Source organism: Clostridium formicaceticum (genome assembly GCF_001854185.1).
In the GTDB taxonomy this organism is placed as follows: Bacteria; Bacillota; Clostridia; order Peptostreptococcales; family Natronincolaceae; genus Andreesenella; species Andreesenella formicacetica.
Map to the genome: position 1 here is coordinate 4,572,822 of NZ_CP017603.1, position 13,934 is coordinate 4,586,755.

12 protein-coding genes are annotated in these 13,934 nt (G+C 38.7%); 1 reads left to right on the plus strand and 11 read right to left on the minus strand.

Going from position 1 to position 13,934, the window contains the following annotated elements; all coding sequences use genetic code 11:
* Window positions 1–5 precede the first annotated feature (5 nt).
* From BJL90_RS21205 to BJL90_RS21245, 9 genes are read right to left on the minus strand one after another with little or no spacing between them, the layout of a single operon-like run.
* Entirely contained in the window at window positions 6–830 is an 825-nt protein-coding gene (locus BJL90_RS21205) for an SDR family oxidoreductase (RefSeq protein ID WP_070972829.1), read from the minus strand.
* A complete protein-coding gene (locus BJL90_RS21210; RefSeq protein ID WP_070972831.1) occupies window positions 814–1,533 on the minus strand; it encodes an acylneuraminate cytidylyltransferase family protein in 720 nt (239 codons plus the stop codon). The genes BJL90_RS21205 and BJL90_RS21210 overlap by 17 nt, the downstream gene beginning before the upstream one ends.
* Window positions 1,530–2,441 carry a Gfo/Idh/MocA family protein gene (locus BJL90_RS21215; protein ID WP_070972832.1) on the minus strand — a complete coding sequence of 304 codons (912 nt, stop codon included), beginning with the start codon at window positions 2,439–2,441 and terminating at the stop codon, window positions 1,530–1,532. Before BJL90_RS21215 ends, BJL90_RS21210 begins: the two co-directional genes overlap by 4 nt.
* A complete protein-coding gene (locus BJL90_RS21220; protein ID WP_205684261.1) occupies window positions 2,438–3,508 on the minus strand; it encodes a nucleotidyltransferase family protein in 1,071 nt (356 codons plus the stop codon). The genes BJL90_RS21215 and BJL90_RS21220 overlap by 4 nt, the downstream gene beginning before the upstream one ends.
* Before the next feature lie 12 nt (window positions 3,509–3,520).
* On the minus strand, window positions 3,521–4,144 hold the full coding sequence (locus tag BJL90_RS21225) for a PglD-related sugar-binding protein (RefSeq protein ID WP_070972834.1): 624 nt from the start codon (window positions 4,142–4,144) through the stop codon (window positions 3,521–3,523).
* A complete protein-coding gene (locus BJL90_RS21230) occupies window positions 4,141–4,758 on the minus strand; it encodes an N-acetylneuraminate synthase family protein (protein WP_070972836.1) in 618 nt (205 codons plus the stop codon). The genes BJL90_RS21225 and BJL90_RS21230 overlap by 4 nt, the downstream gene beginning before the upstream one ends.
* Window positions 4,755–5,915: a UDP-N-acetylglucosamine 2-epimerase gene (gene neuC, locus BJL90_RS21235; RefSeq protein ID WP_236904984.1), complete on the minus strand. Its 1,161-nt coding sequence runs from the start codon at window positions 5,913–5,915 to the stop codon at window positions 4,755–4,757. The genes BJL90_RS21230 and neuC overlap by 4 nt, the downstream gene beginning before the upstream one ends.
* Window positions 5,915–7,090, minus strand: a complete 1,176-nt coding sequence (locus BJL90_RS21240) for a LegC family aminotransferase (RefSeq protein ID WP_070972838.1) — start codon at window positions 7,088–7,090, stop codon at window positions 5,915–5,917. The genes neuC and BJL90_RS21240 overlap by 1 nt, the downstream gene beginning before the upstream one ends.
* Entirely contained in the window at window positions 7,087–8,097 is a 1,011-nt protein-coding gene (locus BJL90_RS21245) for an NAD-dependent 4,6-dehydratase LegB (RefSeq protein WP_070972839.1), read from the minus strand. Before BJL90_RS21245 ends, BJL90_RS21240 begins: the two co-directional genes overlap by 4 nt.
* A 291-nt stretch (window positions 8,098–8,388) precedes the next feature.
* Here BJL90_RS21245 and BJL90_RS21250 point away from each other — a divergent pair, with 291 nt between their 5' ends.
* On the plus strand, window positions 8,389–11,481 hold the full coding sequence (locus BJL90_RS21250) for a DUF4183 domain-containing protein (protein ID WP_070972842.1): 3,093 nt from the start codon (window positions 8,389–8,391) through the stop codon (window positions 11,479–11,481).
* Between the two features lie 76 nt (window positions 11,482–11,557).
* Here the strand turns inward: BJL90_RS21250 and BJL90_RS21255 are convergent, their stop codons facing one another.
* Both BJL90_RS21255 and BJL90_RS21690 read right to left on the minus strand, forming a co-directional pair.
* Window positions 11,558–13,330: an ABC transporter ATP-binding protein gene (locus tag BJL90_RS21255; protein WP_070972844.1), complete on the minus strand. Its 1,773-nt coding sequence runs from the start codon at window positions 13,328–13,330 to the stop codon at window positions 11,558–11,560.
* Window positions 13,331–13,343: 13 nt separating this feature from the next.
* A complete protein-coding gene (locus BJL90_RS21690) occupies window positions 13,344–13,919 on the minus strand; it encodes an ABC transporter ATP-binding protein (RefSeq protein ID WP_083329694.1) in 576 nt (191 codons plus the stop codon).
* Window positions 13,920–13,934: the final 15 nt, after the last annotated feature.

Consider the following 13,934-nt stretch of genomic DNA (forward strand, 5'->3'; position numbering starts at 1 on the left):
TACCCTTACCAAGCGCTTAGTCCTCCATCTACAACAATGTTTTGGCCTGTAACATAACTTGAGGCTTCCGAGGCTAAGAAAATCAAGGCTGCTACCATTTCTTCCGGCTGACCCATTCTGCCTAAGGGGACCCTTGCAGCATATTTTTTCTGAAAAGTATTATTTTGGCCACTTTCATTGCCCCCTAGGGTTAAAGTATTTACACGAATTTTCTTCTCTGCCCAATAGGTTGCTAAATATTTACTTAATCCCATCACTGCTGCTTTAGAAGCAGTATAAACTGCGGGGGTATTAATTTTTCTATCTAAGTAAAGGGAACCCTCATATATTCCATGATTTGGCGCTAACATCCCATAGATGGAGGAGGTTTGAATAATACTTCCACCCTTACCCTGTCGAACCATTTGAGCACCAACAGCCTGAGCCACTAAAAACATACCATCTAGGTTTACAGACATGATATTACGCCATTCATCTAGGGAGTATTCTTCGAAAGGAGCAAAAAAAGCCTTTAAATCCTTTGATTTGCTGGCAGCATTATTATGCAGGATATGAATTTCTCCAAAGCAGGCTATTACTTTAGCAACCATGGCTTTTACATCCTTGGGAGAAGAAACATCGCAGACAATGCCCAAAGCTTTTCTTTGGTAATTTTTCATTAATGCCTCAGCAAAAGTTGTTGTTTCTTTTTCATCTAAATCCACAACCACCACATTGGCTCCAAATTCTGCTAATCCTGCACAAAAACGCCTTCCCAATATCCCTAAGCCACCTGTAACCACAGCGGTTTTATTCTCTAAGTTAAATAAGCCTTTATAGGAGATCTTCATTACGCTTTTCCCTCCTCTTATCCATTAGAAATTCTACAAATTGAAAATCTAATTCTGAGTCAATATCAATTGAACGTTCCTCTGGCATGATATATAAGCGTGTATCTTGATTAAAAATTGTTGGATGTTTTAACAAAGCTTCCCTCTGCCAAGCATAAATAGAGGCATTCAGATCATAGGATTTTGGCGCATCTTGTCTGCAAAAAACTGGTTTTGGCAAAGGTTTCGATAGCTGAACAATTCCTTCATGGTTCACTTCTACGAGGTTAAAATAAGGAGAACGTCGAGCAGGCGTGCCTGTAATTACATTGGATACTTGCTTTGTTTCAAGCAGACTCACCACATCCTTTATATCAGATGCATAACGCAAGGGGGAGGTCACATCTAAATCTACAATCACATCAAAATGTTGTTGGAATGAAGTTTCTACTGTATGTAGTACGTGCTGTATCACTGGGATTTTAGGAGCATGATCTGTGGCAAGATGAGGGGGGCGCTGAATCAAATAATCTGCCCCCCACGCATTTGCTATATTTAAAATTTCTGCACTATCACTACTTACTGCGATGGTTTGGAACAGCTTAGATATCTTGGCTTGTAGGATACTGTAAGCCAAAAGCGGCTTCCCTGCAAGTTGGCGAAGGTTTTTATTCATAACACCTTTTGAACCAGACCGTGCACAAATCGTACATAACCTTTTCATTTATTTATCCATTTCCTTTCTTTTGCTGATGTTTCAGCAGCATTAATCATCTCTAATACCTTCAAGCCCTCTGTAAATCTACATAAATTAGGACTTCCTCCACTGATGATAGCCTTATGCTGCATAAAATAGGTAGTATCTCGGTCAAGATTATATTTTATTAATTCTTCGTTAATCTGTAGGGTTTGCTGTACTAAGTCTGCTTTGATGGTATAATTATCGGTAATAACCATCATCTCCCTTCTATGCATACGATCAAGATAATTTACATGAACTTGTACTATCGGACACCTTTTCATCACAAGCATGAGATTATACAAATCTTCGCTATCTATTTGTAAAGAACTATATTTTCCTCCCATCGCCACCATACTATGCCAGTCATCAAAAAACCATCGAAGATAGTCTAGTTCATGACTGAGATCAAGCAAGACCCCTCCTCCTTCATTTTTTTTAGCTGAATAACTTCTTCGATAATCTCGCTTTGGTCTCCAATTAGGTAAATACTGTCCTACATAAATTTGTGCATATAATGGTGCTTCTTCTTTGATGACTTTAAATAACTTCTGGAGTATTGGATGAAATCTTAGGTTATAGCCTACATATCCTTGTTGAAAGTTATTCCTGGGAATTTCTTGGGGAATGTGGAAAAGCGGCTTTTCTACTAGAACAATACCTTTAAAATCATAGGTAGCTATTTCAGTTAAGGTAGCATAATGTTTACTGGTTTCATTGGCAACAACAATATATGCTGGTTTTTCTTGTACAAGGGCCTTGGATAAACTGGAATAGTTGGGAGAAAAATCAATCTCTCTTTGACTCAAAACCGCTACGCGGCAACCTAATTCCTTTAAAATTTTTGTATGTCTTTGCCCAATTGAACCATAACCTATCACAAGACAATTCATTGAAACACCTCGTAAAAATCCAGCTTGGCTCGATGAAAATCCTCCATTGCTCCAATGTCCATCCAATATTCTCGGATAGGAAAAACCACTATTTGTTTGCCATTCTTCAGCATCCTTTCCAATAGTTGATTCATATCAAAGTAGGCGTTTTTTGGAATCTCATCTAATACCCGCGGATTTAATACATAAATACCTGCATTAATAAAGCTTGAGTAAATAGGTTTTTCTTCAAAGCCTATTAATCTATCTTTGTTTACCTTCACCACCCCGTAGGGAATTTGAAAATCGTAGTTTCGTACAGCCACAGTAGCTTCACACCAATGCTCCAGATGAAAATCGATTAATTGTTTAAAATTAACTTTTGTCAAAATATCCCCATTCATGACAATGATCGGCTTTTCTGTTTTCATAGAGAATAAACTCAGTGAACCAGCCGTTCCCATTTTTTTTTCTTCATGAAGATAGTGGATTTCTACCCCCCATTTACTGCCATCTCCAAAATAGCTCTTAATCTGCTCTCCCCTATAGTTAATAGAAAAACAAAATTGGTAAAATCCCTGTTCTATAAAATGATTTAATATAATCTCTAAAAGTGGCTTTCCTCCAATGGAAAGCATTGGTTTGGGACAATCATCCGTCAAAGGCTTCAGTCTGATGCCTAAGCCCCCTGCCATTAAAATAACCCAATTTTCATTTTTAGCAGAATCAAGTAAATCCTCTAGTCTTTCAATCCCTATGACGCAGCCTTCATTATCTACTACAGGAAGGTGCCGAATTTTATTATCCTTTAGAATTTTTAATGTACTCTTTTTATCTTTCATTTCAGTGATGGTAATGGGATGTTTATTCATAATTCTCTCAACAGGATCATCTAAAGATAAGCCATTTAGCAGTCCCCGCCGGATATCCCCATCAGTAACAGTACCTAATAATTTATTATTCTGGCTGATCACCATGGCAATTTGTAAGGAAGATAAATCAATCATCCTAATGGCTTCTTGGATCTTGGTGTTAGGTGATATTAATGCCTTCTCCCATTTCTTCATGCTGCATCTATTCCTTCCCATACAAGCTCTCTTTTACTTAGCCGGAATCCCTTTTACTATTGTATGATCTGGAACATTTTTTGTGACAACAGCTCCTGCACCAACGGTTGCGTTTTTACCAACGATTATTTTTTCAGTGATTGATTTTCCTTGGAGGATGCAAGCATTGGCCCCAATATAGACGCCCATAGACAGTCTTACATTTCCCGAAATATTGGCACCTGAAGAAATGGTGACAAAATCCTCAATGATGCAATCATGAGCAACAGTACAATTAAGATAGTAGATACCAAAATTACCTACCTCGATATTATTGGTCATTCTGGCACCAGCACAAATAATATTTCCCACCTTCTTTTCTAGTTTTATGAATTGCTCATAACCGAAGGTTGCAGTAGGATGAATAAGATTAATATACGGAAGACTAGCATACCTATCCCTTATTTCCTTACGGATTTTCGTATCACCAATACCGATCGTAAATTGATAGCCAGCCTCAGCGAGGGCACACACCTCCTTTTCCGTCACGATAGAAAAATCTCCTAAATTTCCTGCTTTGCTCTTATCGATAAAGATGATTTCTTTATAGCCTAAAACAAAGGCAATATCCCTGACTTCCCTAGCAAATCCAGAGGCACCAAAAATGGCAATTTTCATGGAATCACCTCATTTTTTTGATAAGACTTCGGTGCGGTTTTCCCTAATATATCCCAAAACCCTAAAGGGGATAATCCTTCTGCTGGTCGCTTTATTGTCAAATTTTCTTCTGTAAAAAGTTCCCCCTTCTGAATATTGCCAGCTGTAACAATACTTTTACGAACGACTTTTTGATTTTCTAATTCAGAAGAAGTAGGCTTTTTTTGTGAACTCCCAAGAGCTTTTTCTATCTGGCGTATCCCCTGCACCATCTGATAAAAGACTTTAGGCTCTAGAGAAGCTTTATGATCTGGACCTGGCAAATTTCGATTTAAAGTAATATGTTTTTCTATAACTACAGCTCCTAAAGCCACTGCTGCTAGAGCCACAGCGATACCTAATGTATGATCAGAGTAACCAACAGGTAGCCGGAAACACTGATACAAAGTCTTTAGTGCCCGTAAGTTGCTTTCTTCAAATGCGGCAGGATACGCTGTAGTACAGTGAAGCAAGCTCACATTTTTATATAAAAGTTTTTGCCCTGCTTCAGAATAATAAGCTTTTTTAAAAGCCTCTCTTGAAGGAACAGCATGATTTACACCTATTTCAGCAATAACATAAACCCTCCGATTCATATTTCACCTACTTTATAGAAACTTTTCTTTAATAAGCCTTTATAATCTTTAATGGATTTAATGATATGCAGAATTTTTATAGAAGCATTTCCATCTCCATAGGGGTTAACAGTGTTGGAGCAATCTTTCATGAAGGCTTCTCTTATGGCCTTTTTAATTTCTGTTTTTTCAGCAGCACAGGAGATTACCGATGAAGCTAATCGTCTTCCTTTTTGCCGACCTCCAATATTCACCGTAGGCTTCTTAAAAGAAGGAACTTCGTAAATACCGCTAGAGGAGTTACCCACCACTGCATCCACTTGAGCAATAAGACTAAAGTAGTGTAATTGCCCTAGAGAAGTTTGGACAATAGCATTAGAATGTCTTGCAACAAAATCATCGATTCGACGAATCATCTCTCTTCCTTCTGGATCTGCATTGGGTTTCGTAAAAATTAGACCAACTTCAGAGCCAAGATCGTGTAATGCTTCTAACAATTCCTGAAATTGTTGGCTGGAGGCCTGGTGCTCTAATGTAACAGGATGAAAAGTTATCAGTAAATTTTTCTTTAAAAGGCTAAATCCAAGTAAGGCTTCCAGTTCAATACGATTCAGTAATTTTAAACCCGTAATACGCTCTATTGCAGTGCTTCCTACAAGATAGATATTGCTAGGATTTTCCCCTAATTGTCTCACGATTTTGAAAGCATCTTCATTGGTTACAAAATGAAGATGAGACATTTTTGTTATGCTATGCCTTATGGCTTCATCAAAGGCACCTTCTGTTATATCTCCTCCAGCAATATGGGCGATAGGGACCTTAGCTATCAAGGCGGCAACTGCTGCAGCTAAGATTTCATAGCGATCCCCTAGCAGCACCAAAAAATCTGGTTGTAATTGCCCTAAAACCTCTCCAAAGCTAATCATCCCTAAGCCAATAGACTTAGTAGCACCTGTAGGCGTATCACTGGACAAAAGCATTTCTATCTTACTGTCAATGATGAACCCATCCGCTTCTATTTCCTGATAGGTTAGCCCAAATTCAGGAGATAAGTGCATACCTGTGACAATCACTTGCAATTGCAAGTCCTGATCCTTTTCTATTTCTTTCATCAGTGTATAAAGCAATCCATACTCCGCCCGGGTACCAGTAACCACACAAATTTTACGTTTCATCATTATTTTTCTCCCAGCCCCACACTGCTGGGAATGTTTATTATCCGCTGTTCGAGGTCTTGTGCTGCTGATAAATCCATTCGAGGACATTCTTTAAACATTGCTAGTTTATGCATTAAGCTCCATGAGGGACGTGTCAATATTCCTTCTTCATGGGTTGCTAAAAGAAGAGGGTCTCTTAGCCCTACATATTCTTCATCAAGAAGCAATAGATTTAGCCAGTAATTACTTCGTGCATAGGCTGCCTCTGTGAAAAAGGTAATTCCCTGCACTTCCTTAAAAACTTGACGATACTTCTGGGCTAAGGTTCGTTTTTCCTGAATAAATTCATCAATTACCTCTATTTGACCGCAGCCTAAGGCTGCATTAATATTAGGCAGACGATAATTATACCCTACCTCATCATGCACAAAAGCCCAAGGGTGGGGAACTTTAGCTGTTGTGGTTAGATGTTTCGCTGTTTTTGCTAGGATTAAATCATTTGTAAGAATTGCTCCACCTCCACCAGTAGTAATGATTTTATTGCCATTAAAACTAAAGGCAGAAAGTTTTCCCCAGTTTCCCGTATGTTTATCTTTGTAATAAGACCCCAATGCTTCTGCTGCATCTTCAATTAACACCAATTTGTATTTTTCGCATATTGCCAAAATTGGATCAAGATCCACAGGATGGCCAAAGGTGTGTACTGCAACAACAGCCTTGATAGGCCGCATTGTCTGTTTATTATAACAACAACCCTGTCTTATAAGTGTTATATCCTTCAGATAATCTTGAAGCTTCTTAGGGTCAATACCAAGACTTTTCCAATCGCTATCAACAAAATGTGGTATACCGCCACAATAACGTACTGCATTGGCTGTAGCAACAAATGTGAGTGCAGGAAGAAGCACCTCATCTCCTTCTTCAACACCAGCCAGCTTTAGACAAATATGCATAGCAGCAGTACCATTCACTACCGCAATAGCATGTTCTACACCTGTATACTCAGCTAGTTTCTTTTCAAATGCACCTACATATTTCCCTACTGAGGACACCCAGCCGGTATCTAAACAATCCTTTACATATGCCCATTCCTTTCCTCTAAATGTAGGCTGGTGCAAAGGAATCAAACCATCTTTTTTCTTCAAAACATTTTTTAATAGAGAAACAATGTGGCCAACATCTAAATTCCTGTTCATAGATTATACCGATCTCCTTTATACATTTTGAGGTGCTGAGGGTGTCTGAACCACGACACTGTTTCTTGCAATCCTTGTTTAAATCCATTTCTACCACCATAAATAGGCTTCCAGTCGAATAATCTCCTAGCCTTAGAGATATCTGCCCAAAGCCGATTTACTTCACTTTTTTCAGGCCGAATCCGCTTAGTATCAGTTTCAATCTCAACTTCTACCTCCATCACTTCCGCAATAGTTTTCACCGTTTCTTCTATAGAAACTTCAAAATCACTTCCTATATTTATCACTTCGCCAATGGTTGCATCGGATTTAGCAACCTCAATGAAGCCCCGCACTGTATCTCGAATATAATTGAAGTCTCTCGTAGGTTTTAGAGAACCTAGTTGAATTTTCCGTTTCCCTTCAGCAATTTGTGTAATAATCGTTGGAATAACTGCTCTGGCTGACTGTCTTGGACCATAGGTATTAAAGGGACGGATGATGGAAACAGGTGTAGAGAAGGTGTTGTAAAAAGAAAGTGCCAACTGATCTGCACCAATCTTAGATGCAGCATAAGGAGATTGCCCCTGTAAAGGATGCTCCTCTGAAATGGGAACATACTGCGCTGTTCCGTAAACCTCACTGGTGGATGTATGTATTACCTTTTTTACACTTAACGCTTCTGCTGCCTGCAGAATGTTTAGCGTCCCTGTTATATTGGTATCAATATAACTATTGGGAGAATGATAGGAATAGGGAATGGAAATTAAGGCAGCTAAATGAAAGACAACATCACACCCTTTCATCGCCTCCTTTACGCCATAGGAGTCTCTAATGTCTCCTGAAAATATTTCTATATCTTTTTTTATTTCTTTAGGAGCATGCTCCAGCCATCCCCATGAATTAAATGAGTTATAATAGATAAAGGCACGAACATCATACCCTTTTTCAATCAGTTCCTCCGTTAAATGGGATCCAATAAAACCATCTGCACCAGTAACAAGCAACTTTTTTCCTTTCAAATTCATCTCATCCCTCCAAACCCTATATAGATCTGCAACTGCAGAACTAAGTAAAAATCCATGTTCATGTGATTTCCCAAATGTATTCTCTTGGTCTTTTTATCTAAGTTTATGAGAATATCTCTACATGAAGTACTTTCTAGTATAATTTATTTGTTATTTTTACAAATAGAACACGAAAGTTTAGCTATCTACCTTTCGAAGAAGGTATTTTTTTCTTTAGCGAACATATCCTTTACTACACACATAAAATAGTGACAGGAGCAGTGATGTATAATTTTTTCGGAGTGATTCGTTATGTGTAAAGGTAAGCCTTCTACAGTTGTTTCCCCTTTAACAAATAAAATGAGACCTCTTAAAGCAGAGGTTTATCAATATAATGCTTTGGCCGGCTGTGGACAAAGAATTTATACTAATCAGGATGAATTAACACAGTATGGCAATAAGGGTATTCTTCATCCACATAAGGTTTCCTATTATAACCTCTTCATTAATGGGGTATTGCAACCAAAAACCAACTATATTCTTAAAGAAGGATTACTTTTGCTCATCACCAAGGATCTTCCTCTAAAAGGATCTCCGATTACTATTGTTTTTGTTACTTTTAAAGAAGAAGAAGTAACTAAGCTTAATACAGCCATTGTAGAGGGCAGTGTACCCTCTGGACCTATCTTTGCTGGGCCAGTAGTGGATAGAGACATCTCCCTTCATGGAATTACACAGCCAATTGTCTCCCAATTAAAACTGGAAAAAGTTATGATCTCTGGCCCTACATTTATTCCCACAGGTCATATTGCTACTTGGAAATTTACCTTGATCGTAACCAATACAGCACCTACACCTATTCGTAATATTGTTGTAGCAGATACAATTCTTCTAGACACTATTTTAAGCGTCACAGATTTCCCTTTATCCAAAGGTACTATCATGATAAGTAATCCTATCATTACCTGGAATGTAGGTATGTTGGATGTAGGAGAGTCCGCCGCTGCAAGCTTTGAAGTAAAGGGATATTTCAAAGCTGACGGTACTCGCTTCATCAATTATGCTCTAGCAACCGGCGATCGTACCTCTGGACCTGTAAAATCTGCTATTGTTTCTAGTGAGACGCTACAGGTTGTTAAAGGCTTAGATATTACAAAAACCATTACATCAGGGCCGTTGGAAGTACATGTTGGAAAACCTAATACCTGGCGAGTAGAGATAAAGGTAGCTAATTTCAATGATGCTACTGTCTCGAGCCTTCTCATGACAGATACCCTATTTATTGAAAATATTGAGCATGTTAAAATTGTAAGTATTTCTCAAGGCAGTACTGCTTTGGCAGGCAACAAAATTCTTTGGAACATTACTGCCTTAGAGATGTTAGAAACCGCTGTTCTCGTAGTGGATATCGTTGGTGCCTTCACGATGGATGGTTATAGAAACTTAGATAGCGCTACAGTGGTGGGCAATATAGCAAGTGACGAAGTTTTCGCGGGGCCTTCCAAGGATATGGAAATCGTCGTTTCCCCAATTGAAAAATTACTAGAAACGCAATTGTTATTAGAAAAATTTGTTGCAGATGAGCCGCTTGTTGCCTTTTTAGGCAAGCCTAGAAGGTGGTATTTTGTTCTGAAAATTTCCAATTTAACAAAGGATGTTTTAGAAAATATCCTTATTACAGATTATATTTTACTGGATAAATTTGATGAGATCCGTACCTTATTTGTATCCTCAGGGGACACTGTGGTATCCCATAACGCTATTTTGTGGAATATTGAAGAGCTTTCTTCTGGCGAAACCTTAACAGCTGTTTTTGAAACCAAAGGGCTTTTCAATGCTACAGGTTTACGTTCTCTTAATCGAGCCATTGCCTCTGCTTTTAACAGGAATTCAGCTACTTGTACAATGTCTCCTATCGTTTCCGGTCCATCTATTCAGGTCCTAGATTTTATCCATGATTTAAAAAGCACCTGTATCCTTGCCGATAAGGTATACGCTCAATGTCAGCAGAGGAACTGTTTTGAAAATATTACCATGGATATAGGTGACAATAGCTTTAAAAACATTGTATTTCACTCAGGATTTATTGTAGAAAACACCTTAAACATCACCAACCTAAAGGATAGACCAAACTTTAAACGCATTCAGTTCCTTATAAGAATTCCTTTTGAAATCACTACTAGGAATGGAAATAGTATTGAAGGTCATTTACCAGATACCTCTAAGGATATTATCCTCTTTATGCCAGAGGCAAGAGATGAATTTTCTTTTAATATTACCATAGAAACCAATACGCAGCTTTTAACAGAGGCTTTGGTGGTAAACAATCAATTAACCTTTACAGCAGGGACATTTATGCTTATTAAAGCAGTAGGACGGGTACAATTGTTTATACCCACTTTTGAATACTGTCCAGAACCTCTCCCCTGCGAAGAATTTAATAAAAACCTGATTTGTGATATTTTCCAGATGAAGGATTTTCCTGATTTTTTCCCACAGCAAAACAAGTCAGACCTTTATAAAAAAGCAACAAAAACTTATATAAACAAACAATGTCCTCCTATATTTGGTAATTTAGTTATTAACAAGTACATTGTATCAGGGCCCCTACAGGTCAATGCCAATCTCCCCAGTACATGGTGCGTAGAAATTCGAGTGAGCAATGATGGATATGGGCCAGTTAGTCATGTTATTATGATAGATACTTTACTTTTAGATCATATCGTTGCTATAAACATTCTCAGTCTTACTGGAGGTAGTTTGTCCCAGGAAAAAAATCGTATTGTTTGGGATATAGGTACCTTAAACTCCGATGCTACAGCTGTGCTTGTAGCAGAAATCACCGGTTTCTTTGATGACAAAAACCAGAAGATGGTCAATGTAAAAAATTATCAATATAATACGCTTTCCAATGGCGTAAAAAGAGGCTTTACAAACAATGATGCCTTGAAAGCGTATGGTGGTAAAGGTATCCCTGACCCGAAAGAAGTCTCTTATTTAAATCTTTTTATTAATGGCGTATTACAGCCACCAACCAATTATATTGTGAAAAAAGGTCTTTTACTATTGACCACTGTAGACATTCCTTTGAAAGGGGTCCCAATTATTCTCCAGACCTTCATCATTAAAAACATGGCACATCAGCTTTTAAAAGCAAAAACTTATCAATATAACGCACTTGCCAGCGGAAAAAAAGTCTATACCAATCAAGACGAGCTGACCATGTATGGTAATCAAGGAATTTTCGCTCCCCAATGGGCTTCCTATCAAAATCTTTTTATTAATGGAGTCATTCAACCAAAGAACAACTATATCGTGGAAAAGGATCTGCTTACATTAACAACAAAAGATTTACCTTTAGATAGATCTCCGATTTCCCTGCAGTCTATCACACTGTTTTTGTAAAAAATTTATATTACTAAAAAAACCTTCAGGATCTCCGCTTTTATCAATAGCGTTCCTGAAGGTTTTTTTAGTATATCTAAACGGCAACAGAAGATAGCTGCCCTGTAACCAACTGATGATAATAACCTCTTTTCTGAAGTAAAGAAACATGATTTCCAATCTCTACGATCTTACCCTGCTGAAGTACTACTAAACCGTCTGCTTTCCGGAAAGTAGAAAGACGGTGGGCTACAATCAATGTCGTTCTACCCTTCATTAAATTATTCAGGGACTGCTGTACCAGTCGTTCATTTTCCGTATCTAAGCTGGATAGGGCTTCGTCTAAAATAAGAATAGGAGAATTTTTTAAGAAGGCTCTGGCGATGGCCAAACGCTGTCTTTGCCCTCCCGACATCTTCAAGCCTCTTTCCCCAGCATTGGTATCGTAGCCCTCTGGAAGACTCATAATAAAGTCATGAATATAAGCCGCTTTAGCAGCTTCCTCTACCTCTCCGTCAGTAGCAGTGGGATTGCTTAAGCGAATATTATCTTTGATGGACATATTAAATAGATAAATTTCCTGAGGTACAACAGTGATCAGAGAGCGTAGGGCATCCATGGATAAGTCTCGCACATCCACACCATTGATGGTAATCTGCCCTTCATTAACATCCCAAAATCGCTGCAAAAGATTAATAGAGGTAGTTTTTCCAACTCCCGACTCTCCTACCAAAGCGATGGTTTCCCCAGGACTAACTTGGAAGGAAGCCTTCTTCAAAACAGGAGGAATATCCTTTTCATAGGAGAAAGAGACATTATGAAAAGCAATTTTCAGTTCCTCAGTCTTATCAATTTCTTTCTTGCCCAGATCCTCCACGATTGCCTTTTCTTCCAATATACTGCCTACTCTTTGGCCTGCAGCCAGTATGATGCTAAAGTTTCTTCCCATAGTAGCTACTTCTAAAATAGGGCTAAATATACTGGCTGCCATAATGATCACCACAGGAAACCATTGATGATCCATTTGTCCTTGTAGAATTAAATTTGCAGAAACACCTAAAATACAAACCATTCCTAAGGAACTGACGGCGTTAAGATAAGCTCCCTCTACCCCCATCCTTTTTCCGTAGGATAACTGACTTTGATAGAGGTCATCAGAAAATTTTCTAAGCCGATTGCGATAACCCGCTTTAAAGTTAAAAGAGATAATTTCACGCAAGCCCTGTATCCCATCAATAGCTTCGCCATGAACCGCTGCTAGCCGGCTTCGTGTTTCAGACCCCTGCTGATCTGCCTCCTTCTTAAACCAAAAAGGAATACTAAAGAGAAGAAAGATAAAAGGCAGAAGCACTAGAGGCAACATCCAGTGGATTTGAGAGAGCATCCCTAGAATGATCACCGGTACTGCAACAGCCACTAAAAAAGCCCCTGCGGTATGGGCAAAAAACCACTCCAATACCTCCACATCTGCCATCAAGGTAGCTGCCAGTTCTCCTGAACGCTGCTTTAACAAATAAGCAGGTGCGATTCTTTCAATGGCGTGATAAAGCTTTACACGAAAATCCACTAAAATTCGGAAAGCTACCTCATGGGCAAACCACATATCTGAATAGTACATCAGTACCCTACCCAAAACTAAAAGCCCCAGGACAGGTAAATAAGGACGAATTTCAGATCTCGTTCCTCCAGTCACAGCTATCCCCACTAAATAAGCACCTAGAGCAGGTCCCAAAATGCCTAGAAGATGATGAAGAATACCACTAACAATGGAAAAAGTCATCCCCCTCCAATAGGGTGTCAAGCACTTCAAAAGCTCATGAAAACCGTCTAATTTGAGTTTTTTAAAAATTCCACTTCCTTTTTCTTGCATTCCCTTTCCTCCTCTACTCATGTTGTGCCTCAATCAACTGGGCATAAAAACCTTTTTTGAAGAGCAACTCACGATGGTTTCCTTCTTCCTTTAGTTCTTGATCATCCATGACAAAAATTCTATCTGCATTTTGGATGGTTGATAGACGGTGGGCAATCAGTATCGTGGTTTTATTTTTCATTAGATGCTCTAGTGCGTGCTGGATTTTTTCTTCACTAAGGGCATCCACATTGGAGGTAGCTTCATCCAAAATCAATAGAGGCGCATCTTTTAAGAAGGCTCTTGCAATAGAAAGTCTCTGTTTTTGTCCCCCTGAAAGACGTATCCCCCTTTCCCCAATGACTGTATCATAACCCTGAGGTAAATCTACAATAAACTCATGGGCTCCAGCAAGCTTTGCCGCTCTTTCCAGTTCTTCTAATGTGGCATTAGGTTTGGCAACGCTTAGGTTCTCTGAAACAGTACCATAAAAAAGATAAGTATCCTGAAAAACAACAGCAATTTGATTTCGCAAATCCTCAAGGGAATATTCACGAATATCCAGTCCATTCATCAAAATACTGCCAGCTTGTGGATCAAAGAACCTCATAATTAATTGAACCAG

Excerpts from the sequence above, each read along its gene's own strand:
- BJL90_RS21205 (WP_070972829.1), bottom strand. The coding sequence starts at position 830 with ATGAAGATCTCCTATAAAGGCTTATTTAACTTAGAGAATAAAACCGCT.
- BJL90_RS21210 (WP_070972831.1), bottom strand. The coding sequence starts at position 1,533 with ATGAAAAGGTTATGTACGATTTGTGCACGGTCTGGTTCAAAAGGTGTT.
- BJL90_RS21215 (WP_070972832.1), bottom strand. The coding sequence starts at position 2,441 with ATGAATTGTCTTGTGATAGGTTATGGTTCAATTGGGCAAAGACATACA.
- BJL90_RS21220 (WP_205684261.1), bottom strand. The coding sequence starts at position 3,508 with ATGGGAAGGAATAGATGCAGCATGAAGAAATGGGAGAAGGCATTAATA.
- BJL90_RS21225 (WP_070972834.1), bottom strand. The coding sequence starts at position 4,144 with ATGAAAATTGCCATTTTTGGTGCCTCTGGATTTGCTAGGGAAGTCAGG.
- BJL90_RS21230 (WP_070972836.1), bottom strand. The coding sequence starts at position 4,758 with ATGAATCGGAGGGTTTATGTTATTGCTGAAATAGGTGTAAATCATGCT.
- neuC (WP_236904984.1), bottom strand. The coding sequence starts at position 5,915 with ATGATGAAACGTAAAATTTGTGTGGTTACTGGTACCCGGGCGGAGTAT.
- BJL90_RS21240 (WP_070972838.1), bottom strand. The coding sequence starts at position 7,090 with ATGAACAGGAATTTAGATGTTGGCCACATTGTTTCTCTATTAAAAAAT.
- BJL90_RS21245 (WP_070972839.1), bottom strand. The coding sequence starts at position 8,097 with ATGAATTTGAAAGGAAAAAAGTTGCTTGTTACTGGTGCAGATGGTTTT.
- BJL90_RS21250 (WP_070972842.1), top strand. The coding sequence starts at position 8,389 with ATGTGTAAAGGTAAGCCTTCTACAGTTGTTTCCCCTTTAACAAATAAA.
- BJL90_RS21255 (WP_070972844.1), bottom strand. The coding sequence starts at position 13,330 with ATGCAAGAAAAAGGAAGTGGAATTTTTAAAAAACTCAAATTAGACGGT.
- BJL90_RS21690 (WP_083329694.1), bottom strand. The coding sequence starts at position 13,919 with ATGAGGTTCTTTGATCCACAAGCTGGCAGTATTTTGATGAATGGACTG.